This is a genomic window from Aeromonas sp. 25-AL00135, assembly GCF_054052385.1.
In genome coordinates, this window is record NZ_JBSTYQ010000005.1 from 122259 (window position 1) to 147706 (window position 25448).

A 25448-nucleotide genomic window follows, 5' to 3' on the forward strand; every position below is an offset into this window, starting at 1 on the left:
GGATCAGGAGCGCCATTTCAAGATGGTCCAGCGCCAGGCGTGGCGCAGCACCAGAGGAGTGAGCAGCAGTGCGCTCAGCCAGTGGGCCCAGCTGGCGAGGTTGCCCATGGCATCGCCCGGAGTGCCGTGCAGCACCAGCAGCAGGCCGCTGGCCAGACAGATCAGTAGCAGGGCTTCGATAATCCGCCCCGTGGTGCGCAAAAAAGGTTTGTTGCTGCGGTTCAACAAGCTGCGATGGGAGAGCCAGAAGGCGCCAAACAGCAGCGGGAACAGGGTGAGCGAGAGCATCACATGCAAGAACAGATTCCAGCGCGCTAGCGACCAGAGCGGGGTCAGCGGCTCCCACAGCAGCAGGCCGGAGAAGAACATCAGGTAGAGGGTGCCCTCGGCGGCCTGATGGTGGTAGGCCAGCCACTGCCAGAATTGTCGGGGTGAGAGAGAAAGGCTTGTCATAAAGGCTCCAGCACCCGGGCGGGGCAGCCCGGGGGGAGCAAGTTTATAACGCAGTAAAAATAATGAAAAGTGTTATCAATTGTATTGCTGGTGAATCAAGGCTGAACAAGCACAGTGATCCGGCTCGACTATTTATGCTCCGCCATCCGCTCGGTCACCGCATAGATGAGCGCGGCCAGCGAGAAGGCGAGAAACACCACCACGGACCACTTCATATCGACTTCGTTGATGATGCCATCTTCGAGGAAGGCTTTGAGTACCTCCACTCCGGCGATGGTCACCAGCGAGTTGATGACGATGAGCTTGAGGGAGGCAAAGTTGATCTTGCTAAGCCAGTTGCTGCTAAGGGAGGCGCGCTGCTCTTCCGTCTGGATAAATTGCACATAGCCACAGATAGCAACCAGGATCAGCATCTGGGCCACCAGTATAAAATCCACCAGGGTCAGCACGCCGGTAATGAGGTCCAGATAGGGGATCTCGAAAATGTTTACAGAAAGCTGATAGAGCTGCATAGCAAACTTCACCATCAGCAATACCACGCAGATGAGGATGCCAATGTAGAAGGGGAACATCATCAATCTGCTGCCATTGAGCATGAAATTGAATCGACGCATGAGAACTCCGATGTTGGGAACAGGGGTAAATAGAGTGAGTATGGCGCGAGCAGCCCGCTGCGTTGCAAGGCCGTGGGGACTGATTATGCCGGGTCGCCCCCTGCTTGCGCCTATAAAAAAATAAAAAGCCATCATAAAAAATAAAACCGCATCCCGCTGTCTTATTTGTGATTTTTCCCTGCCGTAACATGCCGCTTCTCAATTCTGGGGGGCGACAGCCTCTCTCCTATTTATCAGGCTCGGCCCACCGAGAGTGGCCGCTTGTCAGGAGTGTTGCGATGCGTATTGGTCTGCTGTTGAGTATGGGGATGCTGGTTGCAAGCGGGGTTCAGGCACAAGAGCTGGGAGCAATTCCCAGGGAATCTGGCTTTTCCGGCAGTGTGCTGGCGGGGGCGAGCGTTGGCGAGACCAAGTCCAATTTTGCCACGGGGAATGCAGGTAGCGAGCGTATTGAAGCTTTGGGGGCTGCGGCGCAGCAGCGCCACCTTGATCCGGTGATCAACGGGGATCTTCGCTACACCTTTGCCTCCACCGGTAGCCAGCTGTTTTTGGGCAACCTCATTCAGGATGCCATTCGTGGCGACGGTACCCAGCAGTTCGGGCTGCGCCAGCAGCTGGGGGACAAGGGGATCGTGGCCGGTTCGCTGGTGTTCAATGCCACCCCGGTCAAGGTCTGGCGCGATCCCTTTGCTGTGGGTGTGGAACGCGAGCAGGGTGACGTGCGATCCCACGGCGCCCGTCTGGCGTGGGACAACATCTGGGGCAGTGCGCTCAGTGGCAGCATCACCAGCCGCGACGTCAAGGTGGATGGGGAGTCCAGCGGCGAGCAATATGGCCGCGCTGTGATGGGGATGCTGGATCGCAATGGCCGGGTCAACTCCGCTGAGCTCTCCTACCAGTTCCGGCTGGCAGACGATCAGTTCCTCGAGCCAGCATTGCGCTATGAGAAGGCTGATCTGGCGGGCAGTGCCGAGTCTTATGTGAGCAAGGGGTTGCAGCTCACTTACGCCAAAACCTCGCCCCGCTGGTCATTTGTCAGCAACCTCTATCTGGGCAAGCGGGACTATGACGAGGCCAACCCGCTGTTTGGCCAGCGTGCCGACAGTCGCGACATGGCCATCGATGCGACCCTCTTCTGGCACCAGCTGTTTGGCATCGCCCCGCTCTCTGCTCTCCTGAGCGCCAGCTACGCCAATGCAGACTCCTGGATCGACTTTTACGACATTCGCGCCACCAGCATCACCACGGGCCTGCTCTACCGTTTCTGATCCCGGCATCCGGCAGCGAGATGAGGTACACACACAGGGGCTGGTCAATCCAGCCCTTTGTTTATGGGATGGATCGCAATAGACAATTCAAGCTGTATGCAGGTTGGTCATCACATGCAGGCAAGAGGCGTTATGACAGAGGGCATTTGAAGGGCGCGCGTGACAGGGAAGGGGGCGAACTGCAGATACGAAAAAGCCCAGCCAAAAGGCTGGGCTTTAGAATTTGGCTCCCTCGACAGGACTTGAACCTGTGACATACGGATTAACAGTCCGCCGTTCTACCGACTGAACTACGAGGGAAAAGTGGCTCCTCCTACTGGACTTGAACCAGTGACATACGGATTAACAGTCCGCCGTTCTACCGACTGAACTAAGGAGGAATTGCCTGTCTCGTTAAGACGGGGCGAATATTAATGACCAGGGCGGCGGGTGTCAACCCGCGAATTTCCCGAAAACCGGATTTTCGGACTGTTTGCCCAAAAGTTGTGCTTTGCGGTTTATTTTCAGCACAATCAGTCTCTTGCCATCACCGCCCCCAACCGACGCAGGGGTTATTGGCTCGGTTCGCATAAACCTGATGATGACAGCATGATGTCGCGAACGTGCTGGCAACCTGGAGGGGCTCAAAATGGTAATCTTTGTGGCTAAAAGGAGGAGAGCTGGAGTCAAGATCGGCGATTTGGCGGCAAATAGGCCAAATAATGGGTGAGCGCGCGTTTCATTGATCCTGCCCATCGAAAAAATGGCCCGTCTGGAGTAAGGTTACGCAGGATACCATCGCCGCGTCGACAGCCCTGCCGGCCCTTGATGATGATCGGGCGCCGGATCTCTCCGGCCTTTATCTCCCTCTTCTGGTATTACGATATACATGCACAAGCAAGCCTCTTTAAATAGCGTGAAGCTCGCCATAGCCTTACGCCAGTCCTGTATTGATGAACCCTATAGCATGGCCCGCTTCGGCCGTGATCTTATTGCCGGTGTGACGGTGGGCATCATCGCCATCCCGCTCGCCATGGCGCTGGCCATTGCCAGCGGTGTACCGCCGCAACACGGTCTCTATACCGCCATCATCGCCGGTATCGTGATCGCCGTGACCGGTGGCTCCCGTTATTCCATCTCCGGCCCAACCGCTGCCTTTGTAGTGATCCTCTATCCGGTCGCCCAGCAGTTGGGGGTCGGTGGTCTGTTGATGGCAACGCTCATCTCAGGCCTTTTTCTGGTGGCGATGGGGATGGCCCGTCTTGGCCGCCTTATCGAGTACATTCCTCCGTCAGTGACGCTGGGCTTTACCGGTGGTATCGCCATCGTGATCGCCACCTTGCAAATCAAGGACTTCTTTGGCCTGAGCGTGCCCGAGATGCCGGAAACCTATCTGGGCAAGGTCGAGGCGCTGGCCGCCGCCCTGCCAAGCTGGCAGTGGGGCGATACACTGGTGGGGGTCGCAACGCTGGCAGTGCTGCTGCTCTGGCCGCGCCTGCGTCTGCCGGTGCCCGGCCACTTGCCCGCGGTACTGGTCGGGGTGGGTCTGGGTTTTGGCCTCCATTACTTTGGGGTGGATGTGGCCACCATCGGCAGCAAGTTCAGCTATACCCTGGCCGATGGCACCCAGGGGATGGGGATCCCGCCCATCGCGCCGACCCTGGTGATGCCCTGGGCCTTGCCCGGACCGGATGGCTTGCCGGTTGAATGGAACCTGGCGGCTGTTGAGCGGCTGCTGCCTGCCGCCTTCTCCATGGCGATGCTGGGGGCGATCGAGTCGCTGCTCTGCGCTGTGGTGCTGGATGGCATGACCGGTCGCAAACACAGCTCCAACGCCGAACTGGTGGGGCAGGGGCTTGGCAACATCTTCGCCCCCTTCTTTGGCGGTATTACCGCTACCGCCGCCATCGCCCGCTCTGCCGCCAACGTGCGTGCCGGCGCGACGTCCCCCATCTCGGGGATCGTCCATGCGCTGGTGGTGCTGGCCGCCATTCTGGTGCTGGCCCCCTGGCTCTCCTGGTTGCCGCTCTCGGCCATGGCTGCCTTGCTGCTCATCGTGGCCTGGAATATGAGTGAAGCGCACAAGGTGGTGGAGCTGATCCGACGCGCGCCCAAATCCGATGTGCTGGTGCTGCTGGTCTGCCTGTCACTCACCGTCATTTTCGACATGGTCATCGCCATCACCTTCGGGGTGATCCTGGCATCCCTGCTCTTTATGCGCGAAATCGCCAAGATGACCAAACTGCACGATTTGGCCGAGCACAAGCGCTATGCCCATGAGGTGCCGGACAACGGCCTGCTCTACAAGATCAACGGACCGCTCTTCTTCGCAGCGGCCGAACGGGTCTTTGCCGAGCTGGAAGCGCAAGTGAAAGGACACAAGGTGCTGGTGTTGCAGATGGAGGCGGTTTCCATCCTCGATGCGGGCGGCCTGTCAGCCTTCCTCCACTTTGACAAGCAGATGGCTAAAGCCGGTGTCGAGTTGCGGGTGGCCGAGTTGCAGTTCCAACCGCTCAAGACCCTGGCCCGTGCCAAGGTGCGGCCGCAGCCCGGCAAGCTGGAATTCTACGGCTCGTTGGAAGAGGCGCTCAAAGGGGAACATTTGCACGAAGCGGCAGTAAATTGATTGAAAGGGATACGAAACGGCATATTTTTGGTCACTTGGTTCGGATATTGAACAAACGAACGCAAAAAGTAAAAAATTGCATTGACCAAAAGCCATCGTATCCCTTACATTACGCCCCGTCGCCGCGGCATGGTCCGCCAGTGAATGTGCAGCTCAAGCACATAAAGCAGTGAGCAAAAATTTGGTGAGGTGTCCGAGTGGCTGAAGGAGCACGCCTGGAAAGTGTGTATACGGCAACGTATCGAGGGTTCGAATCCCTCCCTCACCGCCAAATTGCAAAGCCCTGATGGAAACATCAGGGCTTTTGTTTTATGGCGCAATCGCGAGCGGTTGTCAGCATAGGACTGCAAATCCTCATTGTTGATAGCCCAGCATCTGGTTGAGCCGATTGACTAATCGTAGTGAAAAGCCGCACTGATCTTGCTGCCGAACCCAAGCCTGATCCTGTCAAACTTGCTGTCGAATTCAGTTAAAGGGCCTCTCGCAAGAGAGGTCCTTTTCATTGCTCGCTGATTTGCCCTGCTCGGTACTTAAAAGGCATTCCGTGGTGATACGGGTTAATGCTCCACAGTCAGCGGATCCGGGGGCAGGTTCAGATGCTTGGTGATGGCCTGATAGAGCTGGGGGTAGTTATCGTCAAAATGGTGTCCTCCCGGCAGGGTGACGCTGGTGACGTTGGGTTGGTTGAGACGGGGGCAGAGGCGGTCGCCGTCATCGTCATCGGCTCCTTGCAAGCAGAGCATCGGCAGATCGCGGATGGTCTTCACCTGCGGTTCGGTCGGGTAGCTGCGGGCCTTGTGGGTCAACATGTCGCTGACGTGGATCTCGAAATCCGAGCTGGTGGAGGGGGAGAGCATCACTGCCCCGACCAGCCCCTGACGATAGTGCTCCGGCAACCGGTTGATGACGAAGGGGGCAATCTCTGCACCAAACGAGAAGCCTACCAGCAGCCAGTGGGGGCGCTGCCAGCGGGCCTGATAATCATCGAGGATCCGCTCCAGATCGGCGGTCACCTGCTCCGGGGTTTTCTTCTTCCAGTAGTAGGTGAGGGAGCTCCAGCCCACGACCGGCATGCCGTGCAGCTGAAACTGGGCGCTCAACCCCTTGTCAAGGGCCGCCCAGCCGCCATCGCCGCTGAGAAAGATCACCATGGGGGCGTCGGATGGCTGCTTGACCGGCAGCTCAATCAGACTCAGGTCATCCTTGACCGGGGCGGCGTGCGCCGCAAAAGACGAAACGGGCAGTACGAGACTGAGTAACAGCAATATCAAGGCTCTCATTGGCCATGCTCCTATTTCTTGATCAGCCCCAGCGGGCCGCGGCTAATCAGGGTGATCAGGTGAGTCAGGGTTCTGGGCAGTACCAGCTTGCTGCTGCAGAGCAGGTAGCGGGGTTCCCAGCGGGGCGAAAATTTCTCCTTGTAGCGTCTGAGCCCCTGAAAGTTGTAAAAACGGCTGCCGCGCACAAACAGGGTATTGCCAAGACGGGCCCAGTAGCTGTTGAGCGGGTGATCGTTGAAGCCGGACATGGGGGCCATCCCCAGATTGAAGCTGGCGAACCCTTGCGCCTTGCCCCACAGCAGCAGTTCGACAAAGAGAAAATCCATGATGGGGGCGGTGCCGGTATCCAGGCTGTAGCGCATCAGATCGATGGAGAGCATCTCCTTGTTGTCGCTCACCCAGAGGTTGGCAAAGCCGACGATCTGCCCCTCGTGCCACACCAGCGCAGCCGGGCTCAAGGTCAGGTAGTCTGGCTCGAAGCGGCCGACCGAGAAGCCCTTTTCCTTGCCCATCTTGCTCTGCAGCCAGGTATCTGAGACGGTCTGCAATCTGGGCAGCAGGGGTGCCACGGAGCTTGCCTCGACCACCTCGAAGGTCAAACCTTCCCGTTTGCCCTTGGCGTGGCTCTGACGCAGGTTGCGCAGGCGGCTGCCCGCCAGATCGAAGGTAGCCAGATCGACCATCGCCTCTTCACCAAGCTTGAAGGGGATCAGCCCCAGCTCCAGATAGAGCGGCAGATAGCGGGCCGAGACCTGATAAAAGACCGGGTTGGCGTCGTGCTCATCGCACCGCTCGCGAAATTGCCAGAGCAGCTCTTCGATCTGATCGGGGCGGCCGACCGGATCCCCCATCACAATCCAGCTGTTGCCCTCGATGCCATACATCAGGAAAGCGTCGCCGGCGGGATGGAACAGCAGGGACTTGTCCTGCAGCTGGGCCAGATAGCCGTGGATCCCCCCTTCGCGCCCTACCAGCTCGTGGGCGCGCGCCAGCGTCTCCTTGTCCGGCTTTTCACCGACCATGCGCAGCGGTGCAAGCAGCTGGGCAACCCCGGCCACGGCCAGCACGGCCACCACGCTCCCCATGGCGCGCAGGCCGCGGGCCGCCCCGCCGTGGGGCGAGAAGTGGAACCAGAGGGCGTGGTCATACTCCACCTGACGATAGGAGAAGAGCAGCAGCCACAGGGCTCCCAGCAGCACGGCGCCGACCGAAATGAGCCAGCCCGGGGTGTACTGGGGATAGAGCAGCGACCCCTTGCGATAGAAGAGGGCGCGGCAGGGAGTCATGATGAGCAGGAAGCTGCCGAGCAGCAGGGCTGACTCCCAGTCTCCGCCCTTGAGTAGGGAGAAGGCGATACCCAGAGCCAGCAGCAGCTGGGTGATGCGAAACGCGGCGTCGTGACGGCGATAGAGGCTGCGAGCCAGCAGGATCAGGAGGATACCGCTCACGCTGCCGAGCACGTGGGAGAGCTCCAGCAGATGGAGCGGCAGCACTTGCAGCCACACTTCGATGTGGCTGCGCATGGTCGGGATCATGCCCGAGCAGAGCAGCAGGCTGCCGGCGGCGAAGGTGCCCATGCTGATCAGGGCAGGCAGAAATTCGCGCACTGCGCTCATCAGCCCCTGTAGCCGCTGCCAGCGTGCTTTTTGTTGCAGCATCTCCTGACTCGCAAAGAGCAGCAGGGCACAGAGAAAGGGAAGCAGGTAATAGATGCAGCGGTAGAGCAGTAGCGAGGCGAGCAGCTTGTCCGTTGGCAGGTAGTTAGCTAACAACAGGCTCATGCTCGCTTCGAACACCCCGATCCCGCCCGGCACGTGGGCCAGCACCCCGAGGAAGCTTGCCAGCACGAAGGCACTGAGCAGCACAGGGTAGGGGACGCTATCTGCAGGCAACAGCACAAACAGCAAGGCGGCGGCTGCCATCCAGTCCGCCAGCGCGACCAACAGCTGCAACAGACGAACCTTGAAGCCGGGCAGGATCAGGCTGTGTTCGCGCCAGGAGAGACGGTGTGTAGGCCAGCAGAGGTAGCTGGCCACCAACAGCAGAGCCATGACGCCCGCCAGCCTGAGCAGGGTATCTGCCCATTGCGGCCAGTCAGGCAGCAGCTGTGATACATCGCAGGTCAGTAGGGCGCCACCTCCCCACGCCAGCAGGCCGAGGAAGAAGGTGATGGAGCAGAACAGCACCACGCGGGCCACTTCTCCGGTGGCGAGCCCCAGTGCAGAGTAAAGGCGATAGCGTACCGAGGTGCCGGTCAGCAGGGCAAATCCCAGGGTGTTGGAGAAGGTGTAGGCGATGAAGGAGGTGATGCTGACCTGTTGCCAGGGAAGGCGTTTGCCCAGCGCATGGAGCGCCAGCATGTCATAGCTGCAGAGGCAACCATAACTGAGTAGGGTCAGCAGCAGGGCGCCCGCCAGTCGCGGCAGGGGTTGGGACCAGATGGCCACACGAATATCGTGCCAGTGCCATGCCTGAGTCAGGTGATACAGCACGGTCAGAGCGGTGCCGAGCAGCAGCAAGCTGCACACGGGGCCGAGCCATTTAAGCAGATGACGCCACATGCCATGTTCCTGTGGTCATTGACCGTTTCCCGCAAAGGGGGAGCCGGGTCGTGGATCCGGTTTGGACGAGGGAGGCGCTCGTCAGGAAAATTTCGGGAAGAGATGGAAAGGGAGGCATCAGCCTCCCTTGGTGCTATCAAGTGACCGGTTGGATCACTTGGTTTTCGGCGCGACTTTGACGGCAGGGGTCTTGGCGTGGGTGGCTTTATGGTGTTTTTTCACCACCTTGGTCTGGGTCGCCTGAGGCGCGGCTGTCTTGGTCGGGGTGGCCGCCATGGTGAAACCGGAGGTGAGGGCGAAGACGGCAGCCAGGGTCAGGGGAATGATCTTTTTCATGTTCAATTTCCTTATTCGGGTTGATGTTATGGAGCGTTCTCCATGACAGTCATCCTATGACGGTTGCAGCGGCCCTTCAGTGAGCGGTTGGTGACGGTTTGTATCCAAATGTACAGGCAGGGTGAGGCAGAAGCGGGCGCCGTGGTCACTGGCCAGCAACGCCACATCGCCCCCGTGATGACGGGCAATGCTGCGCACGATGGCCAGTCCCAACCCGGTGCCGCCGGTGCGACGATCCCGGCTCTGATCAAGGCGCACGAACGGCTCGAAGATCTGGGGCGCCAGCGCCGGATCGATCCCCGGTCCATCGTCGCTCACCTCCAGCAGATAGTTCTCCTGAAGCCGCGAGATGGAGAGGGTAACCTCGCTCTCGGCGTAGCGCAGAGCATTGCCGATGAGGTTCTCCACCGCGCGCGTCAGCAGACGCTGATCGCCGCACCAGGGCATGTAGCGTTGCGGCAGATCGAGGGTGAGCCTCTTCTCGGGGGCCAGCGCTTGCCAGTCGCCAAGATGCGCTTGTGCCCAGTTGCTGAGCTCAAGCTCGTCCTGCTGCAACGGCAACTCGGGTCTATCCAGCTTGGCGTAGGTGAGCATCTCTTCGATCAGAGCGTCCAGCGCCCCCAGATCTCGCTCCAGCGCCTGCTGCTCCTGCTCGGCAGGGGCAGGATCGAGCATGGCAAGCCGATAGCGCAACCGGACCAGCGGGGTGCGCAACTCGTGGGCGATGGCATCGGTCAGTTGCTTGCGGCTGGCAATCATGGCCTGCAATTGGGTCGCCATTTGATCGAAGGTGCGTCCCACCCGGGCCAGGCTGCTGCCCGGTGGCAGATTGGTTCGGCAGGAGAGATCCCCATCGCCCACGCGACGTGCGGTTTGCTCCAACTGCTGCAAGCCGCGCCAGTGGGGACGCAACCACAGAAGGATGGGCAGGCCGAGAGAGAGGCCGATCCCCAGCAGCAGCCCCACATCGACCCAGTGCAGCTCGTGCAGGTAGGAGAGGTAGGGAACCGGGCCGACAATCAGCACCCGATCGGTATCGGGGATGCGCTGCAGGAAGGTGTCATCCTCCTCGACGATGACAATGTTGCCGGCGGCCAGAAAGGCCTGATCCTCGCTGGTCAGGGGCTGGCGTGTCAGCTCACCGATCTTGAGGGGGAGGGTAAACTGACTGCTCTGCTCGGCCAGTCGATCGGGCCAGCGCTCTGGCGGGGTTCTTGCCAACTCGCCGGTCAACAGGCCAAGGGATCCTTGCATCATGCGTTCGAGATAGCGATCACCCGCCCGTTCGGCGGTCACCTGATAGACCACGCCAACCAGCAGGATGGCCAGGGTGAAGCAGCCGATCAGCAACAGATAGAACTGGATAAAGAGACGGCGCATGGCGGTGCTCCCGAAAGAGGGTTATTCCCAGGCGTGGGGGACGAAGAGGTAGCCTTTCTGGCGCACTGTCTTGATCCGGGTCGGGTTGTCGGGGTTATCACCCAGTTTGCGGCGCAGGCGGGAGATGGCCACATCCATGCTGCGATCTTGACCGTCGTACTCCCGGCCGCGCAGGCTGCGAAAGAGGGCTTCCCGACTCAAGATTTGGCCCGCGTGGCAGGCGAGCTCCCACAGCAGATCAAAGTCGGCGGTCGAGAGAGCAATGCTCTCGCCATCGAGCCGCACATCTCGCCCCGGGCCATCCACCCGCAGCCGACCAAATTGCAGCTGCTGGGGAACGCAGCTGGTGGCGGCCGGTTGGGTTGATGCTTGCTGGTGCTGGCGAAACTGCACCCTCAGTCTGGCCAGTAGCACGGGGGGCGGGGTGGTTTTAAGGATGTAGTCGTTGGCGCCCAGCTCCAGACTCAGGATCTGGTTCATGTCGCTATCCAGCGAGGTGAGCATTACGATGGGGCCGTCGAAGCGCGGCCGCAGATCCCGACAGAGGGACATGCCATCCTGCCCCGGCAACATGATATCGAGCAGCACCAGATCGGGCTGTTCGGCCTCGATCCGGGCCAGCGCCATATCCCCTCTGGGCTCGAGGATCACGTCCATATCGTGGCGACCGAGCCAACTGCTGATGAGTTGACCAATCTCGGGATCATCTTCGACAAAAAGAATGCGTTGCATAGAAAAGCTCCAACGGAAACCAGGAGAGAAGAAGAGCGATCAGCATATCAATGGCGCTTGGGAAATACAGAAAAAGAACCGGGCAGGCTGATGTGTGGGGGGGGGCTGTGTGTATCGATGAGGAGGCGCGAATCGTGACAAATGAGCGGAGCCGCGTTTATCGATCTGGAGGATGATGGCCTTGCAGACAAGGCATGGCACAGTCGAGCGCAAAACAAAAAACCGGCCAAGGCCGGTTTTTCGCGGAGCAGACCAGAAGGTCACTGCACTAAGTCGATGGACATCACCTTACGGCGATTATCGACAGAATAATGGGGTGGCTGATGGGGCTCGAACCCACGACAACCGGAATCACAATCCGGGACTCTACCAACTGAGCTACAGCCACCACTGAAATTTTTCATCAACGCTCACCAATCCAGAAGGATTGGGGAACATCAATGGCGCGCCCTGCAGGATTCGAACCTGCGACCCACGGCTTAGAAGGCCGTTGCTCTATCCAACTGAGCTAAGGGCGCTTTGTATCAACACGTCTTAAGGACGAGTCGATGAACATGGTCGGTGATAAAGGATTCGAACCTTTGACCCTCTGGTCCCAAACCAGATGCGCTACCGGACTGCGCTAATCACCGAAAATCCCTGACCAGCATATCGACATGAGTCGTACTGGGCAACGGGCGGGCATCATAGCCAAGCGTAAGGGCCAGCGTCAACGACTTTTTCCCCCAGTAAATTCAAGTGCCTACTTATTGCCCGCTTCAGGTATGGCGTGCGTCTGCCGCTAACATCCCGGCTAAAAAAATGCGACAATGCGCGGCAGTTGAACACATGGTGAGTGGAGAACGATGTCTGCCAAAATCATAGATGGAAAACAGGTTGCGCAAACGATTCGCAGCCAGGTCGCGGCGCAAGTCCAACAGCGGTTGGCGGCAGGGAAACGGGCTCCAGGGCTGGCAGTCATTCTGGTGGGGGCGGATCCCGCCTCTCAGGTCTATGTCGGCAGCAAACGCCGGGCATGTGAGGAGGTGGGGTTTCTCTCCCGCTCCTATGATCTGAGTGCCACTGCCAGTCAGGAAGAGCTGCTGGCGCTGATTGACCAGTTGAATGCGGATAGCCACGTAGATGGCATTCTGGTTCAGTTGCCGTTGCCGGATCACTTTGATACCACTCAGGTATTGGAGCGGATCCAGCCTGACAAGGATGTAGATGGATTCCACCCGTATAACGTCGGCCGTCTGGCACAACGTATTCCGGCGCTGCGCCCCTGCACTCCGAAAGGGATCATGACGCTGATCGAGACCACCGGCGTGAAGACGCACGGTCTGCATGCGGTCGTGGTGGGAGCGTCCAACATAGTGGGGCGTCCCATGACCCTCGAATTGTTGCTGGCGGGCTGCACAACCACAACCTGCCATCGTTTTACGCGGGATCTGGAAGAGCAGGTACGCCGTGCCGATCTGCTGGTTGTCGCAGTTGGCAAGCCCAACTTCATCCCTGGGGAGTGGATCAAACCGGGGGCACTGGTGATCGATGTGGGCATCAACCGTCTGGCTGATGGCTCGCTGGTCGGGGATGTAGAGTTTGAGACGGCGCGCAGCCATGCCTCCTTCATTACCCCGGTACCCGGTGGCGTGGGCCCGATGACGGTCGCCAGCCTGATGGAAAATACCCTGATCGCCTGCAGTGAATATCACGACTGATCATGGCTGGCGATAACCTGTGATCCCATGAGGAGGCAGGATTCGCCAGAAATCTGACAATAAAAAACCGGTTGCTCAGAGAGGAACCGGTTTTTTATTTATCCAACGGGCGTTATTTACATATTTTGTGCTTCGTTTGGCACAATCACAGAGGCGTGATTTCCTTTCGGCCCCTGTTGCAGTTCAAAATTGACAGCCTGACCCGCTTTCAGGGTCTTGTAGCCCTCCATTTGAATCGTGGAGTAGTGAGCGAAGATATCCTCACCGCCCCCTTCCGGACAGATAAACCCAAATCCTTTTGCGTTGTTAAACCACTTAACTGTGCCGGTTGCCATACTTCTACATCCTTTTATTGATTACCCAGAAGTCGTTGAGTAACCTGCGCCAGCCCTTTATAACTAGGGACATGGGCCCATAGCAGACGGGCGCAGATTAGCAAGTAACCAATCTAGTCTAACTTTTGAGCGAGTCAAGAAGTTGTTAACAGCTGATGTGATCTGGTTAACAAGTCTATTGACAAGCTTGTGTGAGACGGTAGTAATCTAGAGGTACCAAAGCGCGATTATGAGCAAGCAGAAAGAACTCTTTGCTAATGAAGAGATTGCAGAAGCAGAGAAAACAAAGCTGCAGCCGCCACCCATGTATAAGGTTGTGTTGAACAACGATGACTACACGCCCATGGAGTTTGTGGTGGAGGTGCTGCAAAAGTTCTTTGGTATGGATTTGGACAAGGCGACTCAGGTCATGCTGAGTGTGCATTATAGTGGTAAGGGTGTCTGCGGCATGTTTACCGCAGAGATCGCCGAAACCAAGGTTGTCCAAGTCAACACCTATGCACGTAACAACGAACATCCACTGCTCTGTACTATGGAAAAGGCTTGAATCTGATGACTTGATGGCGAGTGTGACACCACATTGTAGCTGTACTAGGGGAGGTGCCTATGTTGAATAAAGATCTAGAAAAGACGCTGAACGAGGCTTTCAAACTGGCCCGTGACGAGCGCCACGAATTCATGACCGTCGAGCACCTGTTGTTAGCCCTTCTGGATAACAGTTCAGCCCATGAGGCGCTGAGCTCCTGTGGTGCCGATGTCGAGCAGATGCGCAAGGAGATCCGCGCATTCATCACCCAAACTACTCCGCTCATACCGCGCGACGATGAAGATCGTGAAACCCAGCCGACACTGGGCTTCCAGCGCGTGTTGCAGCGTGCCGTCTTCCATGTGCAATCCTCCGGAAATACCGAAGTCAGCGGCGCCAACGTGCTGGTCGCTATCTTCAGTGAGCAGGAGTCACAAGCTGCCTATTTCCTGAAAAAAGCCGAGATCAGCCGTCTCGACGTCGTCAATTTCCTCTCCCACGGGGTGCGCAAGGACAGCAAGCCGGATCTCGGCAGCAATAACAATCCCGAGTCTGATGATGATGTCTCGGCCGCCCAGATCGAGAGCTTTGCCACCAACCTGAACCAGCTGGTGCTGGAAGGGCGCATCGATCCGCTGATTGGCCGTGATCAGGAGCTCAATCGTACCATTCAGGTGCTCTGCCGTCGTCGCAAGAACAACCCGCTGCTGGTGGGTGAAGCGGGTGTGGGCAAAACTGCTATTGCCGAAGGCTTGGCTTATCGCATCGTCAAGGGGGATGTCCCCGAGGTGATTGCGGGCAGTACCATCTATTCGCTGGATATGGGTTCTCTGCTGGCGGGCACCAAATACCGTGGTGATTTCGAGAAGCGCCTCAAGGTACTGCTCAAGCAGATTGAGCGTCAGGAAGGGGCCATCCTCTTTATCGACGAGATCCATACCATCATTGGTGCCGGTGCTGCTTCCGGTGGTCAGCTGGATGCCGCCAACCTGATCAAGCCGCTGCTCTCCAATGGTTTGCTCCGCTGTGTGGGATCCACCACTTATCAGGAGTACGCCCAGATCTTCGAGAAAGACCGTGCGTTGGCCCGCCGCTTCCAGAAGATCGATATTGTCGAGCCGACTATCGATGACACCACGCGCATACTGATGGGGCTCAAGAGTCGCTACGAAGCTCACCACGGTGTGCGCTATACCGCCAAGGCGATCCGTGCAGCTGCCGAACTCTCTGCCAAGTACATCAATGACCGTCATTTGCCCGACAAGGCGATCGACGTGATCGACGAAGCGGGTGCCGGTCAACGGTTGTTGCCGGCGAGCAAGCGCAAGAAAGTGATCAATGTGCAGGAAATTGAGTCCATTGTAGCCAAGATAGCCCGCATTCCGGAGAAATCAGTTTCTTCCTCGGATAAAGAGGTGCTGAAGAACCTGGAGCGCAATCTGAAGATGGTGGTCTTTGGTCAGGATAAAGCCATCGAGGTGCTGACCGATGCGATTCGCCTCTCTCGTTCAGGTTTGGGTAACGAGCGTCGCCCGGTTGGTTGCTTCCTGTTTGCCGGTCCTACCGGTGTTGGTAAAACAGAGGTGACCCAGCAGTTGGGCAAGGCATTGGGTGTCGAGATGCTGCGCTTTGATATGTCCGAGTACATGGAACGCCACACCGTCTCACGCCTGATTGGTGCGCCTCCCGGCTATGTTGGTTTTGAGCAGGGTGGTCTGCTGACCGATGCGGTGATCAAACACCCTCATTCCGTCGTGTTGCTTGACGAAATAGAGAAGGCTCACCCGGACGTATTCAATCTGCTGTTGCAGGTGATGGACAACGGTACCCTGACCGATAACAACGGGCGCAAGGCGGATTTCCGTAACGTCATTTTGGTGATGACGACCAACGCCGGTGTGCAGGAGACCCAACGCAAATCGATAGGCTTCCAGCAACAGGATTTGAGCCACGATGCCATGGCGGTGATCAACAAGACCTTCAGTCCGGAGTTCCGTAACCGGCTTGATCACACCATCTGGTTCAACCATCTGGATATGACGGTGATCCATCAGGTGGTCGACAAGTTCATTGTCGAATTGCAGGTTCAACTGGATGCGAAGGGAGTTTCTCTCGAGGTGTCCGAGCGTGCCCGCCACTGGTTGGCGGAGAAGGGGTATGACAGAGCCATGGGCGCCAGACCGATGGGTCGGGTAATCCAGGAGCACCTCAAGAAACCCCTGGCCAACGAGATCCTGTTCGGTTCACTGGTTGACGGGGGAATTGTGAAGGTTGAGTTGGTAAATGACAGCCTCAGCTTTGATTTTCAGGTCAATGTTGAAGCTGTTTCCCACTAAGCGTCAGTGATCAGAAAACGACAAAAAACCCCAACCGAAAGGTTGGGGTTTTTTGCTGAATTCCTGGCTTAGCGAGAGCGGAAAACAATACGTCCCTTGGAGAGATCGTAGGGAGTCAGTGCTACCGTTACTTTGTCTCCAGTCAGGATACGAATGTAGTTTTTGCGCATCTTGCCTGAAATATGAGCGATAACCACGTGACCATTCTCCAGTTCCACACGGAACATGGTATTGGGCAGGGTTTCGAGAATAGTGCCCTGCATCTCAATACTGTCTTCTTTAGCCATTGAATCCTCTTGATAAGCCACAACAAAAAACCGCTGGATCATGCCGGATTTAAGGCTATGTGTAAAGTTTACTCGGGCTTGGTGTCGATATTTTTCCATTCCCCCTGAATTAACAGCTCATGAGGGAGGTAATTGCGTTTGTAATTCATCTTGCGACACGCCTCTACCAGATAGCCAAGATAGAGCCAGCTTCGCCCGGTTCGCTTGGCCAGATCGAGCTGGCAAAGGATGGCAAAGGTGCCCAGGGAGCGATCGGCATAATCCGGATCGAAGAAGGTGTACATGGCGCTCAAGGAGTGGGGCAGCAGGTCTGTGGTAGCGACACCGATCAGGCGGCCATCTTTGCGCATCTCCAGGTAGAGCGGCGGCATCCAGTCACAATGGAGAAACCCGCGATACTGGCTGCGGTTGGGGGGATACATGCTGCCATCGTGATGGCGTTCGCGGATATAGCGTTCGTAGAGCAGGTAATACTCGGGTTTGTCATCATAGCTCAGGACGATTTCGATATCCCTGTTGAGCTGGCGGATGCGCTTCTGGCCACGGCTGTGACGAAAGCGTTCGCTGTGAATACGAAGGGACTGGCAGGCATGGCACGCCGGGCAGTGGGGGCGATAGATGTCGTTGCCACTGCGGCGAAAACCGGCAGTCAACAATCGCTCGTAACCGTTGGCGTTGAGCAGATTGTGATCCATCAGCACCAGCAATTGCTCCTGTTCATGGTCCAGATAACTGCAGGGATGCTTGGGAGTCAGCCCTACTTTAAGGATCACTTCTTCAGTCATAGGCTGATCTCCCCCTCTTGCCAGCAGGAAGCCAATAGTGGTTGATGGCCAAGGCGCGCCAGCTCAGCCAGAAAACGGGCCCGTGGCCACTCCTCGATACCCAGGGTCGCCAGAAACGGGTTTTGCATCTGGCAATCGATGAGGGCGCCGCGATGGCGGGCGAAGTGGCGACAGAGTGCCACCATGGCAAGTTTGGCGCCGTTATCAATCCGGCTGAACATGGATTCACCGCAAAACAGTCGGCCGATAGAGAGACCATACAGTCCCGCTTGCAGCTCTCCCTCCTGCCAGATCTCGATAGAGTGGGCATGACCCAGCCGATGTAACTGCTGGTAGGCCTCGATCATGGGTTGGCTGATCCAGGTGCCATCGGCAGTGCGACGAGGGGCGGCGCAGGCGGTGATGACTTCATTAAAGGCGCGGTTGACGGAAATATCGAATGGGGTACGGCGGATAATCTTCTGCAGTGTCCGCCCCACATGGAGTTGGTCGGGACGGATCACCCCACGGGGATCCGGTGACCACCACAGGGTCGGTTGGTGGGGTTCATTCCACGGGAAGATCCCCTTGTGGTAAGCTGCCAGCAATCTGGCAGGGGAGAGATCCCCGCCGATCGCCAGCAAGCCGTTGGGTTCTTCCAGCGCATGGCTGGGGTCGGGAAACCAGCAAAGCTCATCATCCAGTTGGGTAAGATAGCGGGACATAAGGCAACGAGGTTCATAGATGAAGGCCATTATCCTGATAGTATCCAGCTTGTTCTGCTTTGTCACGGCGCCCGCCGGGGCGGAGGTCTACCAGCGCAATACCGCGCGGCCGGTCAATCAGGTGGTGTTTGGTCAGGTCGAAACGGTGCGCAATATTACCCAGCGCCAGATCCTGGAGTCCGAGCACTCTGGCTGGAAGACGCTGGGAGGGGCTGTGTTGGGCGGCCTGCTGGGGAACCAGTTTGGTGGCGGTCATGGCCGTGAAATAGCCACCGCCGTCGGCGCGCTCGCAGGTGCTGCGGCTGCGCAGCAATACCAGTCCGGGGGAACCGTGGTGGAAAACAAGCTGGTGGAGCTGCTGATCCGCAACGAGCAAAATGCCCTTATCAACGTGATCCAGGATTATGATCCCGCCATGGTCTTTGCCAATGGAGACAAGGTGCGCATTCTCTACTTCGATGATGGGGTGCGGGTCGACAAGACTTACTGACTTTCGATAGTCTCGGTGATGGGGAGACTGTGGCAGGAAAGGAACCCGCAGACTCTCCTGTTGGAAAGTCTGTCGGGCGGTAATACACGGGACTGATGCCCTGAGGATTCAGATAGCTGTCTCTTGAGAGACTATCTTGTCGCGACCGGTGTTCTTTGCCTGATAGAGCAGCCGATCCGCTACGCTCAGCGCCTCGTCCATGGATATCCGCCCGACGCTGATCACGCCGTAACTGGCGCGAACAAAGAGCGGGGTTTCCGGTGACAAAGGTTGCTGGCGCAGCTGCTGACGCAGCCCTTCAAGACGCTTGATCAACACGGGGACGGTACAGTGAGGCACCATCATGGCAAACTCCTCTCCGCCAAAGCGGGCGATCATGGCATCGGGGAAGAACTGGGTCAGTAGCCGGGTCAGATGGCAGAGCAGTTGATCGCCGATGGCATGGCCCCAGTGATCGTTGACCTGCTTGAAGTGATCCACATCGAGCACACAGAGTGCAAGAGGCGTCTGCTGGCGCTGATGCTCTTCAAACCATTTTTGCCCTTCGTTGAACCAGTAGCGCCGGTTGTAGAGACCGGTCAGGTAGTCACGATTGGCTGACTCCTGAATGCTGTTGAACTGCTCGAGCGCTTCCAGATTGTGGCTGACCCGACACTGCAGCTCTTCCGGCTCGAACGGCTGGTTGAGAAAGTCGTTGGCGCCCTGCTTGAGGTAGCGAGCAGAGAGACCGCGCTTGTCCGAGACCGAGATCCCGATAATCGCGAGCTGCTGCTTGCTGTATCGCTCTCTCAGCATCCGCACCAGACTGATGCCATCGATATCCGGCATATAGTAGTCGACCAGTGCCAGCCGGATGTCCGGGTATTGCTCCAGCATCGCCATCGCTTCACGGGCATGACTGGCCTCATGCACCTGCAACAACTGCTTGCGCAACTGGGCCATGGTGCGGTGACGGGAGGTGCGTGAGTCGTCGACCACCAGCACTTCGATCGACTGGTTGAGATAGAGGCGGTGCACCAGACTAACGGCATATTGCAGCGAGTGGCGCGAATCCTTCATCACATAGTCCAGCACGCCGGTTTCCAGCCAGGCGGCACGTTTATCCTCGCTGATGTCGGCAGTGAGGATCACCACCGGCAAACCTCGAGCCAGCAGCTCGTTGACAGCTTCGCCACGGGGCGCATCCGGCAAGGTCAGGTCCACCAGCGCGACCACATACTCCTCGCCCCGGCAGTGACGGGCACCTTCGAGGGTATCGAAGGCGTCAATCTCGAGGCCTGTCTGCTGGGCAATGGCCTGAGTCAGCATACGGCGGATGGTCAGGCTATCTTCGACAATCAATATCTTCTGTTTCATTAGACTCCTTTAAATAAAAAAGGCATACCGACTGGTATGCCTTATATCACAACTACGCTTGTTTATTGCGCGTCGAGGTAGCGTTCGGCATCGAGGGCTGCCATGCAGCCGGTACCGGCAGAGGTGATCGCCTGACGGTAGTTGTGGTCGGCCACATCGCCGGCAGCGAAGACTCCTTCAATGCTGGTCTGGGTGGCAAAACCGTCGAGGCCGCCACGTACCTTCAGATAGCCGTTTTGCATCTCCAGCTGGCCATCAAAGATCTGGGTATTGGGCTGGTGGCCGATGGCGATGAAGACGCCCATCAGCGGCAGCTCGCTGGTGCTGTTGTCCTGAGTGTTGCGCAGGCGCACACCGGTGACTCCCATCTGGTCACCCAGCACTTCGTCCAGGGTCTGGTGGGTGTGCAGCACGATGTTACCGCTCGCGACCTTGTCGTGCAGACGCTTGATCAGGATCTTCTCGGCACGGAACTCGTCGCGGCGGTGGATCAGGTGCACCTTCTTGGCGATGTTGGCCAGATACAAGGCTTCTTCAACTGCGGTGTTGCCGCCGCCGATCACCGCCACTTCCTGATTGCGGTAGAAGAAACCGTCACAGGTGGCACAGGCGGAGACGCCGCGACCCTTGAAGGCCTCTTCGGAGGGCAGACCCAGATACTTGGCGGAAGCGCCGGTCGCGATGATCAGGGCATCGCAGGTGTATTCGCCGTTGTCCCCTTTGAGGCGGAACGGGCGTTGAGTCAGTTCGACACTGTTGATGTGATCAAACAGGATGCGGGTATCGAACTTCTCTGCATGCTCTTTCATGCGCTCCATCAGGGCCGGGCCGGTCAGCCCTTCCGGATCACCTGGCCAGTTCTCCACTTCGGTGGTGGTGGTCAGCTGACCCCCTTGCTGCATGCCGGTGATGAGCAGGGGATTGAGGTTGGCGCGGGCGGCGTAGACGGCCGCGGTGTAACCGGCCGGGCCTGACCCTAAGATCAGCAATTTGCTGTGAGTGACTTGGCTCATGATGTCATTTCCGGGATGTGATGAGTTTGCGCGATTGTAGGTAATTCGTGATCCGGGGTCAAAGGCTGGTGAGTCGATTGCACTAATCGTGTTCACAAGGGGTGACATGCAAAATAAAGGAATAAAAAAACCGCCCATCGCGGGCGGATTTTCACTCATCTCCAACTGGCGCTGGCCAGCGCAGATCAGTTCAGCAGGGTCAGGGGATCCGTGTAGGCAAGGCCATGTGCCACGGCCACTTCCTTGCAGGTGAGTTTGCCCTCCATCACGTTGAGCCCGTGCAGCAGGTTGGGATCGCTCAGCAGTGCCTGACGATACCCTTGCTGGGCCAGCTTGATAATAAAGGGGAGGGTGGCATTGTTGAGCGCCACGGTCGAGGTGCGGGCCACCGCCCCCGGCATGTTGGCGACACAGTAGTGCACCACCTCATCGACAATATAGGTCGGATCCTGGTGGGTGGTGGCGTGGGAGGTTTCCACACAGCCGCCCTGATCGATGGCCACATCGACGATGGCAGAACCCGGCTTCATGCGCGCAATGTGGTCACGGCGGACAAGTTTTGGCGCAGTGGCACCCGGCACCAGCACGCCGCCGATGACCAGATCGGCCGCCAGCAGATGGCGTTCTAGCGTCTCGCTGTTGGAGTAGACCACTTTGGCCGCTCCCTGGAACTCGTTATCGAGACGGCGCAGGGTATCGACGTTGTTATCGAGGATGGTGACATCCGCGCGCAGGCCAATGGCCATGCGGGCTGCATTGGAGCCGACCACGCCGCCACCGATGATCACCACCTTGGCCGGTTCGACACCGGGTACGCCGCCGAGCAGCACACCGCTCCCACCGCGCGATTTTTCCAGCGCCTGGGCACCCGCCTGAATAGACATGCGTCCGGCCACTTCCGACATGGGGGCCAGCAGGGGCAGGCCGCCACGGCCGTCGGTGACGGTTTCATAGGCGATACAGATGGCGCCGCTTTTCAGCAAGGCTTCGGTCTGGGGCAAGTCTGGCGCCAGATGCAGATAGGTGAACAGGGTTTGACCCGGACGCAGCATGGCACATTCGACAGGCTGAGGTTCCTTGACCTTGACGATCATCTCGGCTTTGGCGAAAACCTCTGCTGCAGAGGCCAAAATTTCGGCTCCAACAGCGATATAATCTGCATCGCTGAAGCCAATGCCGTTTCCGGCACCGCTTTGGACGAAAACAGTATGGTTTCGTGCTGTCAGTTCACGTACACTGGCCGGAACCATGCCTACGCGGTATTCATGGTTTTTTATCTCTTTAGGTACACCGATAATCATGCTATCCCTCGTCTATAGATTGGTGTTTCATGTTGCCAAAATGTTAATCAACATTTGCGCCTAGTATATTCAGGTATTGACAGGATTTGTGACCATAATTATAAAATGACTGGTGATTCTTACCAAAAAATAGCCAAAGGATGGAATAAAATGATGGAAGCTAAGAGTCGGCTAAAGGATTTGGACAGGATTGACCGCAACATTCTTAATGAACTGCAAAAGGATGGCAGGATTTCGAATGTTGAGTTGTCCAAGCGAGTTGGCCTGAGTCCTACACCGTGTCTGGAACGGGTTCGTCGCCTCGAGCGACAAGGTTATATCGAAGGATATGCCGCTATTCTGAACCCTCATTATCTGGACGCATCTCTGCTGGTGTTTGTAGAGATAACCCTCAATCGCGGGGCGCCTGATGTGTTTGAACAGTTCAACAAGGCTGTTCAGGTGCTCGAAGAGATCCAGGAGTGTCATCTGGTTTCCGGTGACTTCGACTATCTGCTCAAGACCCGAGTCAGCGACATGTCGGCTTACCGCCGTCTGTTGGGGGAAACCCTGCTGCGTCTGCCCGGTGTCAATGACACCCGCACCTACGTGGTGATGGAAGAGGTCAAGCAGAGCAGTCGTCTGGTGATCAGCACCCGATAAAGCAGGTTATGCCGTGGTATCTTTCCCATATGAGACACCATGACAGTCAGAAACGAGCGGCCGGTCCGCTCGTTTCTTCTTGTAAAGATAATTGCAAATATGGCCCCGTCTCATCAGGCTCTGGCTGACAATCGATGGGCTTTTCGGGGATACTAGGCCCCCTTATTTCCTGCATTACATGTTTTCAGAAAGGAGCCGGAGTTTGGCCGATAAAAAGCTGTTTACTCCTTTATCAGGTACACAACGGATCTTCGAAGCCGTCTTGATCGCCATCACCCTGATGGCTGCTTATCTTCTGCTTGCCCTGTTGTCCTATCATCCCGCTGATCCCGGCTGGTCCCAGACCTCCTGGCAAGGGGAGGTGAAGAACCTCGCCGGTAGTGCCGGTGCCTGGCTCGCCGACATCACCATGTTTACCTTTGGTGCTTTCTCCTATCTGGTGCCGCCGCTGGTGGTACTGCTGGGCTGGAGTCTGTTCTGGCGCCCGAGCCGTCTGCTCGATGTGGATTACCTCACCCTGGGGGTGCGGATCATCGGCTTTATCCTGACTGTGCTCGGCATGTCGGCCATTGCCAGCATGAACTTCAACGATATGCAAAACTTCTCCGCCGGTGGTCTGGTGGGGGATGTGATCGCTTCTGCAGTGGTACCGCTGTTTGGCGGCGTCGGGGCCAACCTGATGCTGCTCTGCTTCGTGGCAACCGGCATCACCCTGTTTACCGGCTGGTCCTGGCTCACCATCGTCGAGCAGATCGGCGCGGCCTGTACCGGCTCGGTCAGCGCTGTTTACCACTTCCCGACCACCCTCGGCCGCTGGCTGACCGGTGGCTGGCGTCAACCCCGCAACGAGGGGCCGGATCCCTTGCTGGAAGGGGGGGTAGGGGCCATCGCGTTTGATGACGAGGAAGATGAGCCGCACACCAGCTGGACGCGCAAGCCCAAGGCCAAGAACCAGAAGGCTGCTGCCGAAGAGTGGCTGCCGGAACTCGACGACGATACCTTCGAGTTCGATCCCCAGTTTGATGATGAAGAGGACGAGCCGACTCCGGCTGCCAAACCGAAACGTGCGGTGGCGGCTGCCAATGGGCGCCGTCAGCCGGTACTGGCTGTGGCCGATGACGATGATGAGGACGATCTGGATCTGCCGTGGGCCGAAGGGGACGACGAGGTCGCCGCGCCCGTAGCCGTCGCACCAACCAAGCCCAAGCGTCGTCCGCAGTCAACAATGCCACCGTTGCCGAGTATCGAGCTGCTCGACCGTCCACCTGCCAAGACCCAGATGATGAGCAAGGATGAGCTGGATCGCATGGGCCGTCTGGTGGAGGCCAAGCTTGCCGACTACAACGTGCAGGCCAAGGTGGTGGGTGTCTATCCGGGTCCGGTTATTACCCGTTTCGAGCTGGATCTGGCGCCGGGCATGAAGGCGAGCAAGATCACCAACCTCTCGCGCGATCTGGCCCGCTCCTTGTCTGCCAGCAGCGTGAGGGTGGTGGAAGTGATTCCGGGTAAAACCTATGTGGGGATCGAGCTGCCCAACCGGGTGCGTCAGACCGTTTACCTGCGCGAAACACTCGACTGCGATGCCTTCCGCGATAGCCGCAACCCGCTCACCATGGGCCTGGGTCAGGACATCGCAGGGGAGCCGGTGGTGGTGAACCTGGCCAAGATGCCGCACCTGCTGGTGGCCGGTACCACAGGTTCCGGTAAGTCGGTGGGGGTCAACACCATGATCATCTCGATGCTCTACAAGTCATCCCCCGATGATCTGCGCTTCATCATGATCGATCCCAAGATGCTGGAACTCTCGGTCTACGAAGGGATCCCGCATCTGCTGACCGAGGTGGTGACCGACATGAAGGATGCCGCCAACGCTCTGCGCTGGTGTGTGGGGGAGATGGAGCGCCGTTACAAGCTGATGTCGGCAGTCGGGGTGCGCAACCTCAAGGGCTACAACGACAAGGTACTGGCCGCCATCGAGGAGGGGGAACCCCTGCTGGATCCGTTGTGGCGTCCGGGTGACTCCATGGATCAGATGCCGCCAGAGCTGGAGAAACTGCCCCACATCGTGGTGGTGGTGGACGAATTTGCCGACATGATGATGATAGTCGGCAAGAAGGTGGAAGAGCTGATCGCCCGTATCGCCCAGAAGGCGCGGGCCGCCGGTATTCACCTTATTCTGGCGACCCAGCGTCCGTCGGTGGATGTCATTACCGGTCTTATCAAGGCCAACATCCCGACCCGTATTTCGTTCCAGGTATCGAGCAAGATCGACTCCCGTACCATCATCGATCAGGGCGGCGCCGAATCTTTGCTCGGTATGGGCGACATGCTCTATATGCCGGCCGGTACCTCCAACCCGACCCGGGTGCACGGTGCCTTTGTCGATGACCATGAAGTGCACAAGGTAGTGGCAGACTGGAAACTGCGCGGCGAGCCGAACTACATCGAGGAGATCCTCTCCGGTGAGTCGGGTGGCGAAGGTGGCAGCGGCGAATATGGCGGTGGTGGCGATGAAGAGCTCGATCCCCTGTTCGACGAGGCGGTCGCTTTTGTGGTGGAGTCCCGCCGTGGCTCGACCTCCAGCGTCCAGCGCAAGTTCAAGATTGGTTACAACCGGGCAGCCCGTCTCATCGAGCAGATGGAGAATCAGGGCATCGTCAGCTCACCGGGTGGCAATGGTCAGCGCGACGTGCTGGCACCGCCTCCGGTGCGGGACTAAGCCTCACCGTTTCATACTATCCCTG

The 25448-nt window shown here is 58.0% G+C and carries 22 protein-coding genes and 6 tRNA genes; 9 read left to right on the forward strand and 19 right to left on the reverse strand.

What is annotated here, in order from left to right:
* Positions 1 to 3: 3 nt before the first annotated feature.
* Complete coding sequence (locus ACW5XC_RS06045) at positions 4 to 453, reverse strand: hypothetical protein (protein ID WP_042055674.1); 450 nt, start codon at positions 451 to 453, stop codon at positions 4 to 6.
* A gap of 128 nt (positions 454 to 581) precedes the next feature.
* Complete coding sequence (locus ACW5XC_RS06050) at positions 582 to 1067, reverse strand: YqhA family protein (protein WP_005333692.1); 486 nt, start codon at positions 1065 to 1067, stop codon at positions 582 to 584.
* Positions 1068 to 1345: 278 nt separating this feature from the next.
* On the opposite strand from ACW5XC_RS06050, the gene ACW5XC_RS06055 reads away from it, so the two are divergent.
* Positions 1346 to 2335, forward strand: a complete 990-nt coding sequence (locus ACW5XC_RS06055; protein WP_042055676.1) for a DUF2860 family protein — start codon at positions 1346 to 1348, stop codon at positions 2333 to 2335.
* A 224-nt stretch (positions 2336 to 2559) separates the two neighbouring features.
* On the opposite strand, the gene ACW5XC_RS06060 is transcribed toward ACW5XC_RS06055, so the two are convergent.
* Positions 2560 to 2635 (reverse strand) — tRNA-Asn (locus ACW5XC_RS06060).
* A gap of 4 nt (positions 2636 to 2639) precedes the next feature.
* A tRNA-Asn gene (locus ACW5XC_RS06065) sits at positions 2640 to 2715 on the reverse strand.
* A gap of 488 nt (positions 2716 to 3203) precedes the next feature.
* Between ACW5XC_RS06065 and dauA the strand changes: the two genes are divergently transcribed.
* Together dauA and ACW5XC_RS06075 are read left to right on the forward strand one after the other, a co-directional pair.
* Complete coding sequence (gene dauA / locus ACW5XC_RS06070) at positions 3204 to 4940, forward strand: C4-dicarboxylic acid transporter DauA (RefSeq protein ID WP_042055679.1); 1737 nt, start codon at positions 3204 to 3206, stop codon at positions 4938 to 4940.
* 183 nt (positions 4941 to 5123) lie between these two features.
* Positions 5124 to 5211 (forward strand) — tRNA-Ser (locus ACW5XC_RS06075).
* Between the two features lie 286 nt (positions 5212 to 5497).
* Here ACW5XC_RS06075 and ACW5XC_RS06080 read toward each other — a convergent pair.
* From ACW5XC_RS06080 to ACW5XC_RS06115, 8 genes are all read right to left on the reverse strand, one after another.
* Positions 5498 to 6220 (reverse strand): AcvB/VirJ family lysyl-phosphatidylglycerol hydrolase, encoded by a 723-nt coding sequence (locus tag ACW5XC_RS06080; RefSeq protein WP_042055681.1) that lies wholly within the window; start codon positions 6218 to 6220, stop codon positions 5498 to 5500.
* An 11-nt stretch (positions 6221 to 6231) separates the two neighbouring features.
* The gene (mprF, locus tag ACW5XC_RS06085) at positions 6232 to 8781 is read right to left on the reverse strand and encodes a bifunctional lysylphosphatidylglycerol flippase/synthetase MprF (protein WP_042055683.1); all 2550 of its coding nucleotides are present in this window, start codon (positions 8779 to 8781) and stop codon (positions 6232 to 6234) included.
* A gap of 153 nt (positions 8782 to 8934) precedes the next feature.
* Positions 8935 to 9117 carry a hypothetical protein gene (locus ACW5XC_RS06090; RefSeq protein ID WP_042055686.1) on the reverse strand — a complete coding sequence of 61 codons (183 nt, stop codon included), beginning with the start codon at positions 9115 to 9117 and terminating at the stop codon, positions 8935 to 8937.
* 54 nt (positions 9118 to 9171) lie between these two features.
* Positions 9172 to 10497: a two-component system sensor histidine kinase RstB gene (rstB, locus tag ACW5XC_RS06095; RefSeq protein WP_042055688.1), complete on the reverse strand. Its 1326-nt coding sequence runs from the start codon at positions 10495 to 10497 to the stop codon at positions 9172 to 9174.
* Positions 10498 to 10518: 21 nt separating this feature from the next.
* Entirely contained in the window at positions 10519 to 11229 is a 711-nt protein-coding gene (gene rstA / locus ACW5XC_RS06100; protein ID WP_042055690.1) for a two-component system response regulator RstA, read from the reverse strand.
* A 312-nt stretch (positions 11230 to 11541) separates the two neighbouring features.
* Positions 11542 to 11617, reverse strand: a tRNA-His gene (locus ACW5XC_RS06105).
* A 53-nt stretch (positions 11618 to 11670) separates the two neighbouring features.
* A tRNA-Arg gene (locus ACW5XC_RS06110) sits at positions 11671 to 11747 on the reverse strand.
* Between the two features lie 37 nt (positions 11748 to 11784).
* Positions 11785 to 11861: transfer RNA gene (locus ACW5XC_RS06115), tRNA-Pro, on the reverse strand.
* A 213-nt stretch (positions 11862 to 12074) separates the two neighbouring features.
* Here ACW5XC_RS06115 and folD point away from each other — a divergent pair.
* Positions 12075 to 12929, forward strand: coding sequence for a bifunctional methylenetetrahydrofolate dehydrogenase/methenyltetrahydrofolate cyclohydrolase FolD (folD, locus tag ACW5XC_RS06120; protein ID WP_005337113.1), 855 nt, complete (start codon positions 12075 to 12077; stop codon positions 12927 to 12929).
* 116 nt (positions 12930 to 13045) lie between these two features.
* Here folD and cspD read toward each other — a convergent pair whose 3' ends face one another.
* Positions 13046 to 13264, reverse strand: a complete 219-nt coding sequence (cspD, locus tag ACW5XC_RS06125; protein ID WP_005300025.1) for a cold shock-like protein CspD — start codon at positions 13262 to 13264, stop codon at positions 13046 to 13048.
* 229 nt (positions 13265 to 13493) lie between these two features.
* Here cspD and clpS point away from each other — a divergent pair, with 229 nt between their 5' ends.
* Positions 13494 to 13811, forward strand: coding sequence for an ATP-dependent Clp protease adapter ClpS (gene clpS, locus ACW5XC_RS06130; protein ID WP_005337111.1), 318 nt, complete (start codon positions 13494 to 13496; stop codon positions 13809 to 13811).
* A 59-nt stretch (positions 13812 to 13870) separates the two neighbouring features.
* Positions 13871 to 16126 (forward strand): ATP-dependent Clp protease ATP-binding subunit ClpA, encoded by a 2256-nt coding sequence (gene clpA, locus ACW5XC_RS06135; protein WP_005337110.1) that lies wholly within the window; start codon positions 13871 to 13873, stop codon positions 16124 to 16126.
* A gap of 68 nt (positions 16127 to 16194) precedes the next feature.
* Here the strand turns inward: clpA and infA are convergent, their stop codons facing one another.
* The 3 genes from infA to aat form a co-directional block, all read right to left on the reverse strand.
* Positions 16195 to 16413 (reverse strand): translation initiation factor IF-1, encoded by a 219-nt coding sequence (gene infA, locus ACW5XC_RS06140; RefSeq protein ID WP_005300033.1) that lies wholly within the window; start codon positions 16411 to 16413, stop codon positions 16195 to 16197.
* 68 nt (positions 16414 to 16481) lie between these two features.
* Positions 16482 to 17198, reverse strand: a complete 717-nt coding sequence (locus ACW5XC_RS06145) for an arginyltransferase (RefSeq protein ID WP_042055693.1) — start codon at positions 17196 to 17198, stop codon at positions 16482 to 16484.
* Entirely contained in the window at positions 17195 to 17902 is a 708-nt protein-coding gene (gene aat / locus ACW5XC_RS06150) for a leucyl/phenylalanyl-tRNA--protein transferase (RefSeq protein ID WP_019445527.1), read from the reverse strand. Before aat ends, ACW5XC_RS06145 begins: the two co-directional genes overlap by 4 nt.
* Positions 17903 to 17921: 19 nt before the next feature.
* Between aat and ACW5XC_RS06155 the strand changes: the two genes are divergently transcribed.
* Positions 17922 to 18392 carry an outer membrane lipoprotein gene (locus ACW5XC_RS06155; protein ID WP_005359981.1) on the forward strand — a complete coding sequence of 157 codons (471 nt, stop codon included), beginning with the start codon at positions 17922 to 17924 and terminating at the stop codon, positions 18390 to 18392.
* Between the two features lie 108 nt (positions 18393 to 18500).
* Here the strand turns inward: ACW5XC_RS06155 and ACW5XC_RS06160 are convergent, their stop codons facing one another.
* From ACW5XC_RS06160 to ald, 3 genes are all read right to left on the reverse strand, one after another.
* Positions 18501 to 19748, reverse strand: coding sequence for a diguanylate cyclase (locus ACW5XC_RS06160; protein ID WP_042055697.1), 1248 nt, complete (start codon positions 19746 to 19748; stop codon positions 18501 to 18503).
* 62 nt (positions 19749 to 19810) lie between these two features.
* Entirely contained in the window at positions 19811 to 20761 is a 951-nt protein-coding gene (gene trxB, locus ACW5XC_RS06165) for a thioredoxin-disulfide reductase (RefSeq protein ID WP_019445530.1), read from the reverse strand.
* Between the two features lie 185 nt (positions 20762 to 20946).
* Positions 20947 to 22062, reverse strand: a complete 1116-nt coding sequence (ald, locus tag ACW5XC_RS06170) for an alanine dehydrogenase (protein ID WP_005337098.1) — start codon at positions 22060 to 22062, stop codon at positions 20947 to 20949.
* A 150-nt stretch (positions 22063 to 22212) separates the two neighbouring features.
* On the opposite strand from ald, the gene lrp reads away from it, so the two are divergent.
* A complete protein-coding gene (gene lrp, locus ACW5XC_RS06175) occupies positions 22213 to 22704 on the forward strand; it encodes a leucine-responsive transcriptional regulator Lrp (protein ID WP_005300047.1) in 492 nt (163 codons plus the stop codon).
* A gap of 202 nt (positions 22705 to 22906) precedes the next feature.
* Positions 22907 to 25423: a DNA translocase FtsK gene (locus tag ACW5XC_RS06180; RefSeq protein WP_042055699.1), complete on the forward strand. Its 2517-nt coding sequence runs from the start codon at positions 22907 to 22909 to the stop codon at positions 25421 to 25423.
* Positions 25424 to 25448 lie beyond the last annotated feature (25 nt).

What these genes read in the sequence shown, in the direction of transcription:
- ACW5XC_RS06045 (WP_042055674.1), bottom strand. Translation starts at nt 453, where the DNA reads ATGACAAGCCTTTCTCTCTCACCCCGACAATTCTGGCAGTGGCTGGCC.
- ACW5XC_RS06050 (WP_005333692.1), bottom strand. Translation starts at nt 1,067, where the DNA reads ATGCGTCGATTCAATTTCATGCTCAATGGCAGCAGATTGATGATGTTC.
- ACW5XC_RS06055 (WP_042055676.1), top strand. Translation starts at nt 1,346, where the DNA reads ATGCGTATTGGTCTGCTGTTGAGTATGGGGATGCTGGTTGCAAGCGGG.
- dauA (WP_042055679.1), top strand. Translation starts at nt 3,204, where the DNA reads ATGCACAAGCAAGCCTCTTTAAATAGCGTGAAGCTCGCCATAGCCTTA.
- ACW5XC_RS06080 (WP_042055681.1), bottom strand. Translation starts at nt 6,220, where the DNA reads ATGAGAGCCTTGATATTGCTGTTACTCAGTCTCGTACTGCCCGTTTCG.
- mprF (WP_042055683.1), bottom strand. Translation starts at nt 8,781, where the DNA reads ATGTGGCGTCATCTGCTTAAATGGCTCGGCCCCGTGTGCAGCTTGCTG.
- ACW5XC_RS06090 (WP_042055686.1), bottom strand. Translation starts at nt 9,117, where the DNA reads ATGAAAAAGATCATTCCCCTGACCCTGGCTGCCGTCTTCGCCCTCACC.
- rstB (WP_042055688.1), bottom strand. Translation starts at nt 10,497, where the DNA reads ATGCGCCGTCTCTTTATCCAGTTCTATCTGTTGCTGATCGGCTGCTTC.
- rstA (WP_042055690.1), bottom strand. Translation starts at nt 11,229, where the DNA reads ATGCAACGCATTCTTTTTGTCGAAGATGATCCCGAGATTGGTCAACTC.
- folD (WP_005337113.1), top strand. Translation starts at nt 12,075, where the DNA reads ATGTCTGCCAAAATCATAGATGGAAAACAGGTTGCGCAAACGATTCGC.
- cspD (WP_005300025.1), bottom strand. Translation starts at nt 13,264, where the DNA reads ATGGCAACCGGCACAGTTAAGTGGTTTAACAACGCAAAAGGATTTGGG.
- clpS (WP_005337111.1), top strand. Translation starts at nt 13,494, where the DNA reads ATGAGCAAGCAGAAAGAACTCTTTGCTAATGAAGAGATTGCAGAAGCA.
- clpA (WP_005337110.1), top strand. Translation starts at nt 13,871, where the DNA reads ATGTTGAATAAAGATCTAGAAAAGACGCTGAACGAGGCTTTCAAACTG.
- infA (WP_005300033.1), bottom strand. Translation starts at nt 16,413, where the DNA reads ATGGCTAAAGAAGACAGTATTGAGATGCAGGGCACTATTCTCGAAACC.
- ACW5XC_RS06145 (WP_042055693.1), bottom strand. Translation starts at nt 17,198, where the DNA reads ATGACTGAAGAAGTGATCCTTAAAGTAGGGCTGACTCCCAAGCATCCC.
- aat (WP_019445527.1), bottom strand. Translation starts at nt 17,902, where the DNA reads ATGTCCCGCTATCTTACCCAACTGGATGATGAGCTTTGCTGGTTTCCC.
- ACW5XC_RS06155 (WP_005359981.1), top strand. Translation starts at nt 17,922, where the DNA reads ATGAAGGCCATTATCCTGATAGTATCCAGCTTGTTCTGCTTTGTCACG.
- ACW5XC_RS06160 (WP_042055697.1), bottom strand. Translation starts at nt 19,748, where the DNA reads ATGAAACAGAAGATATTGATTGTCGAAGATAGCCTGACCATCCGCCGT.
- trxB (WP_019445530.1), bottom strand. Translation starts at nt 20,761, where the DNA reads ATGAGCCAAGTCACTCACAGCAAATTGCTGATCTTAGGGTCAGGCCCG.
- ald (WP_005337098.1), bottom strand. Translation starts at nt 22,062, where the DNA reads ATGATTATCGGTGTACCTAAAGAGATAAAAAACCATGAATACCGCGTA.
- lrp (WP_005300047.1), top strand. Translation starts at nt 22,213, where the DNA reads ATGATGGAAGCTAAGAGTCGGCTAAAGGATTTGGACAGGATTGACCGC.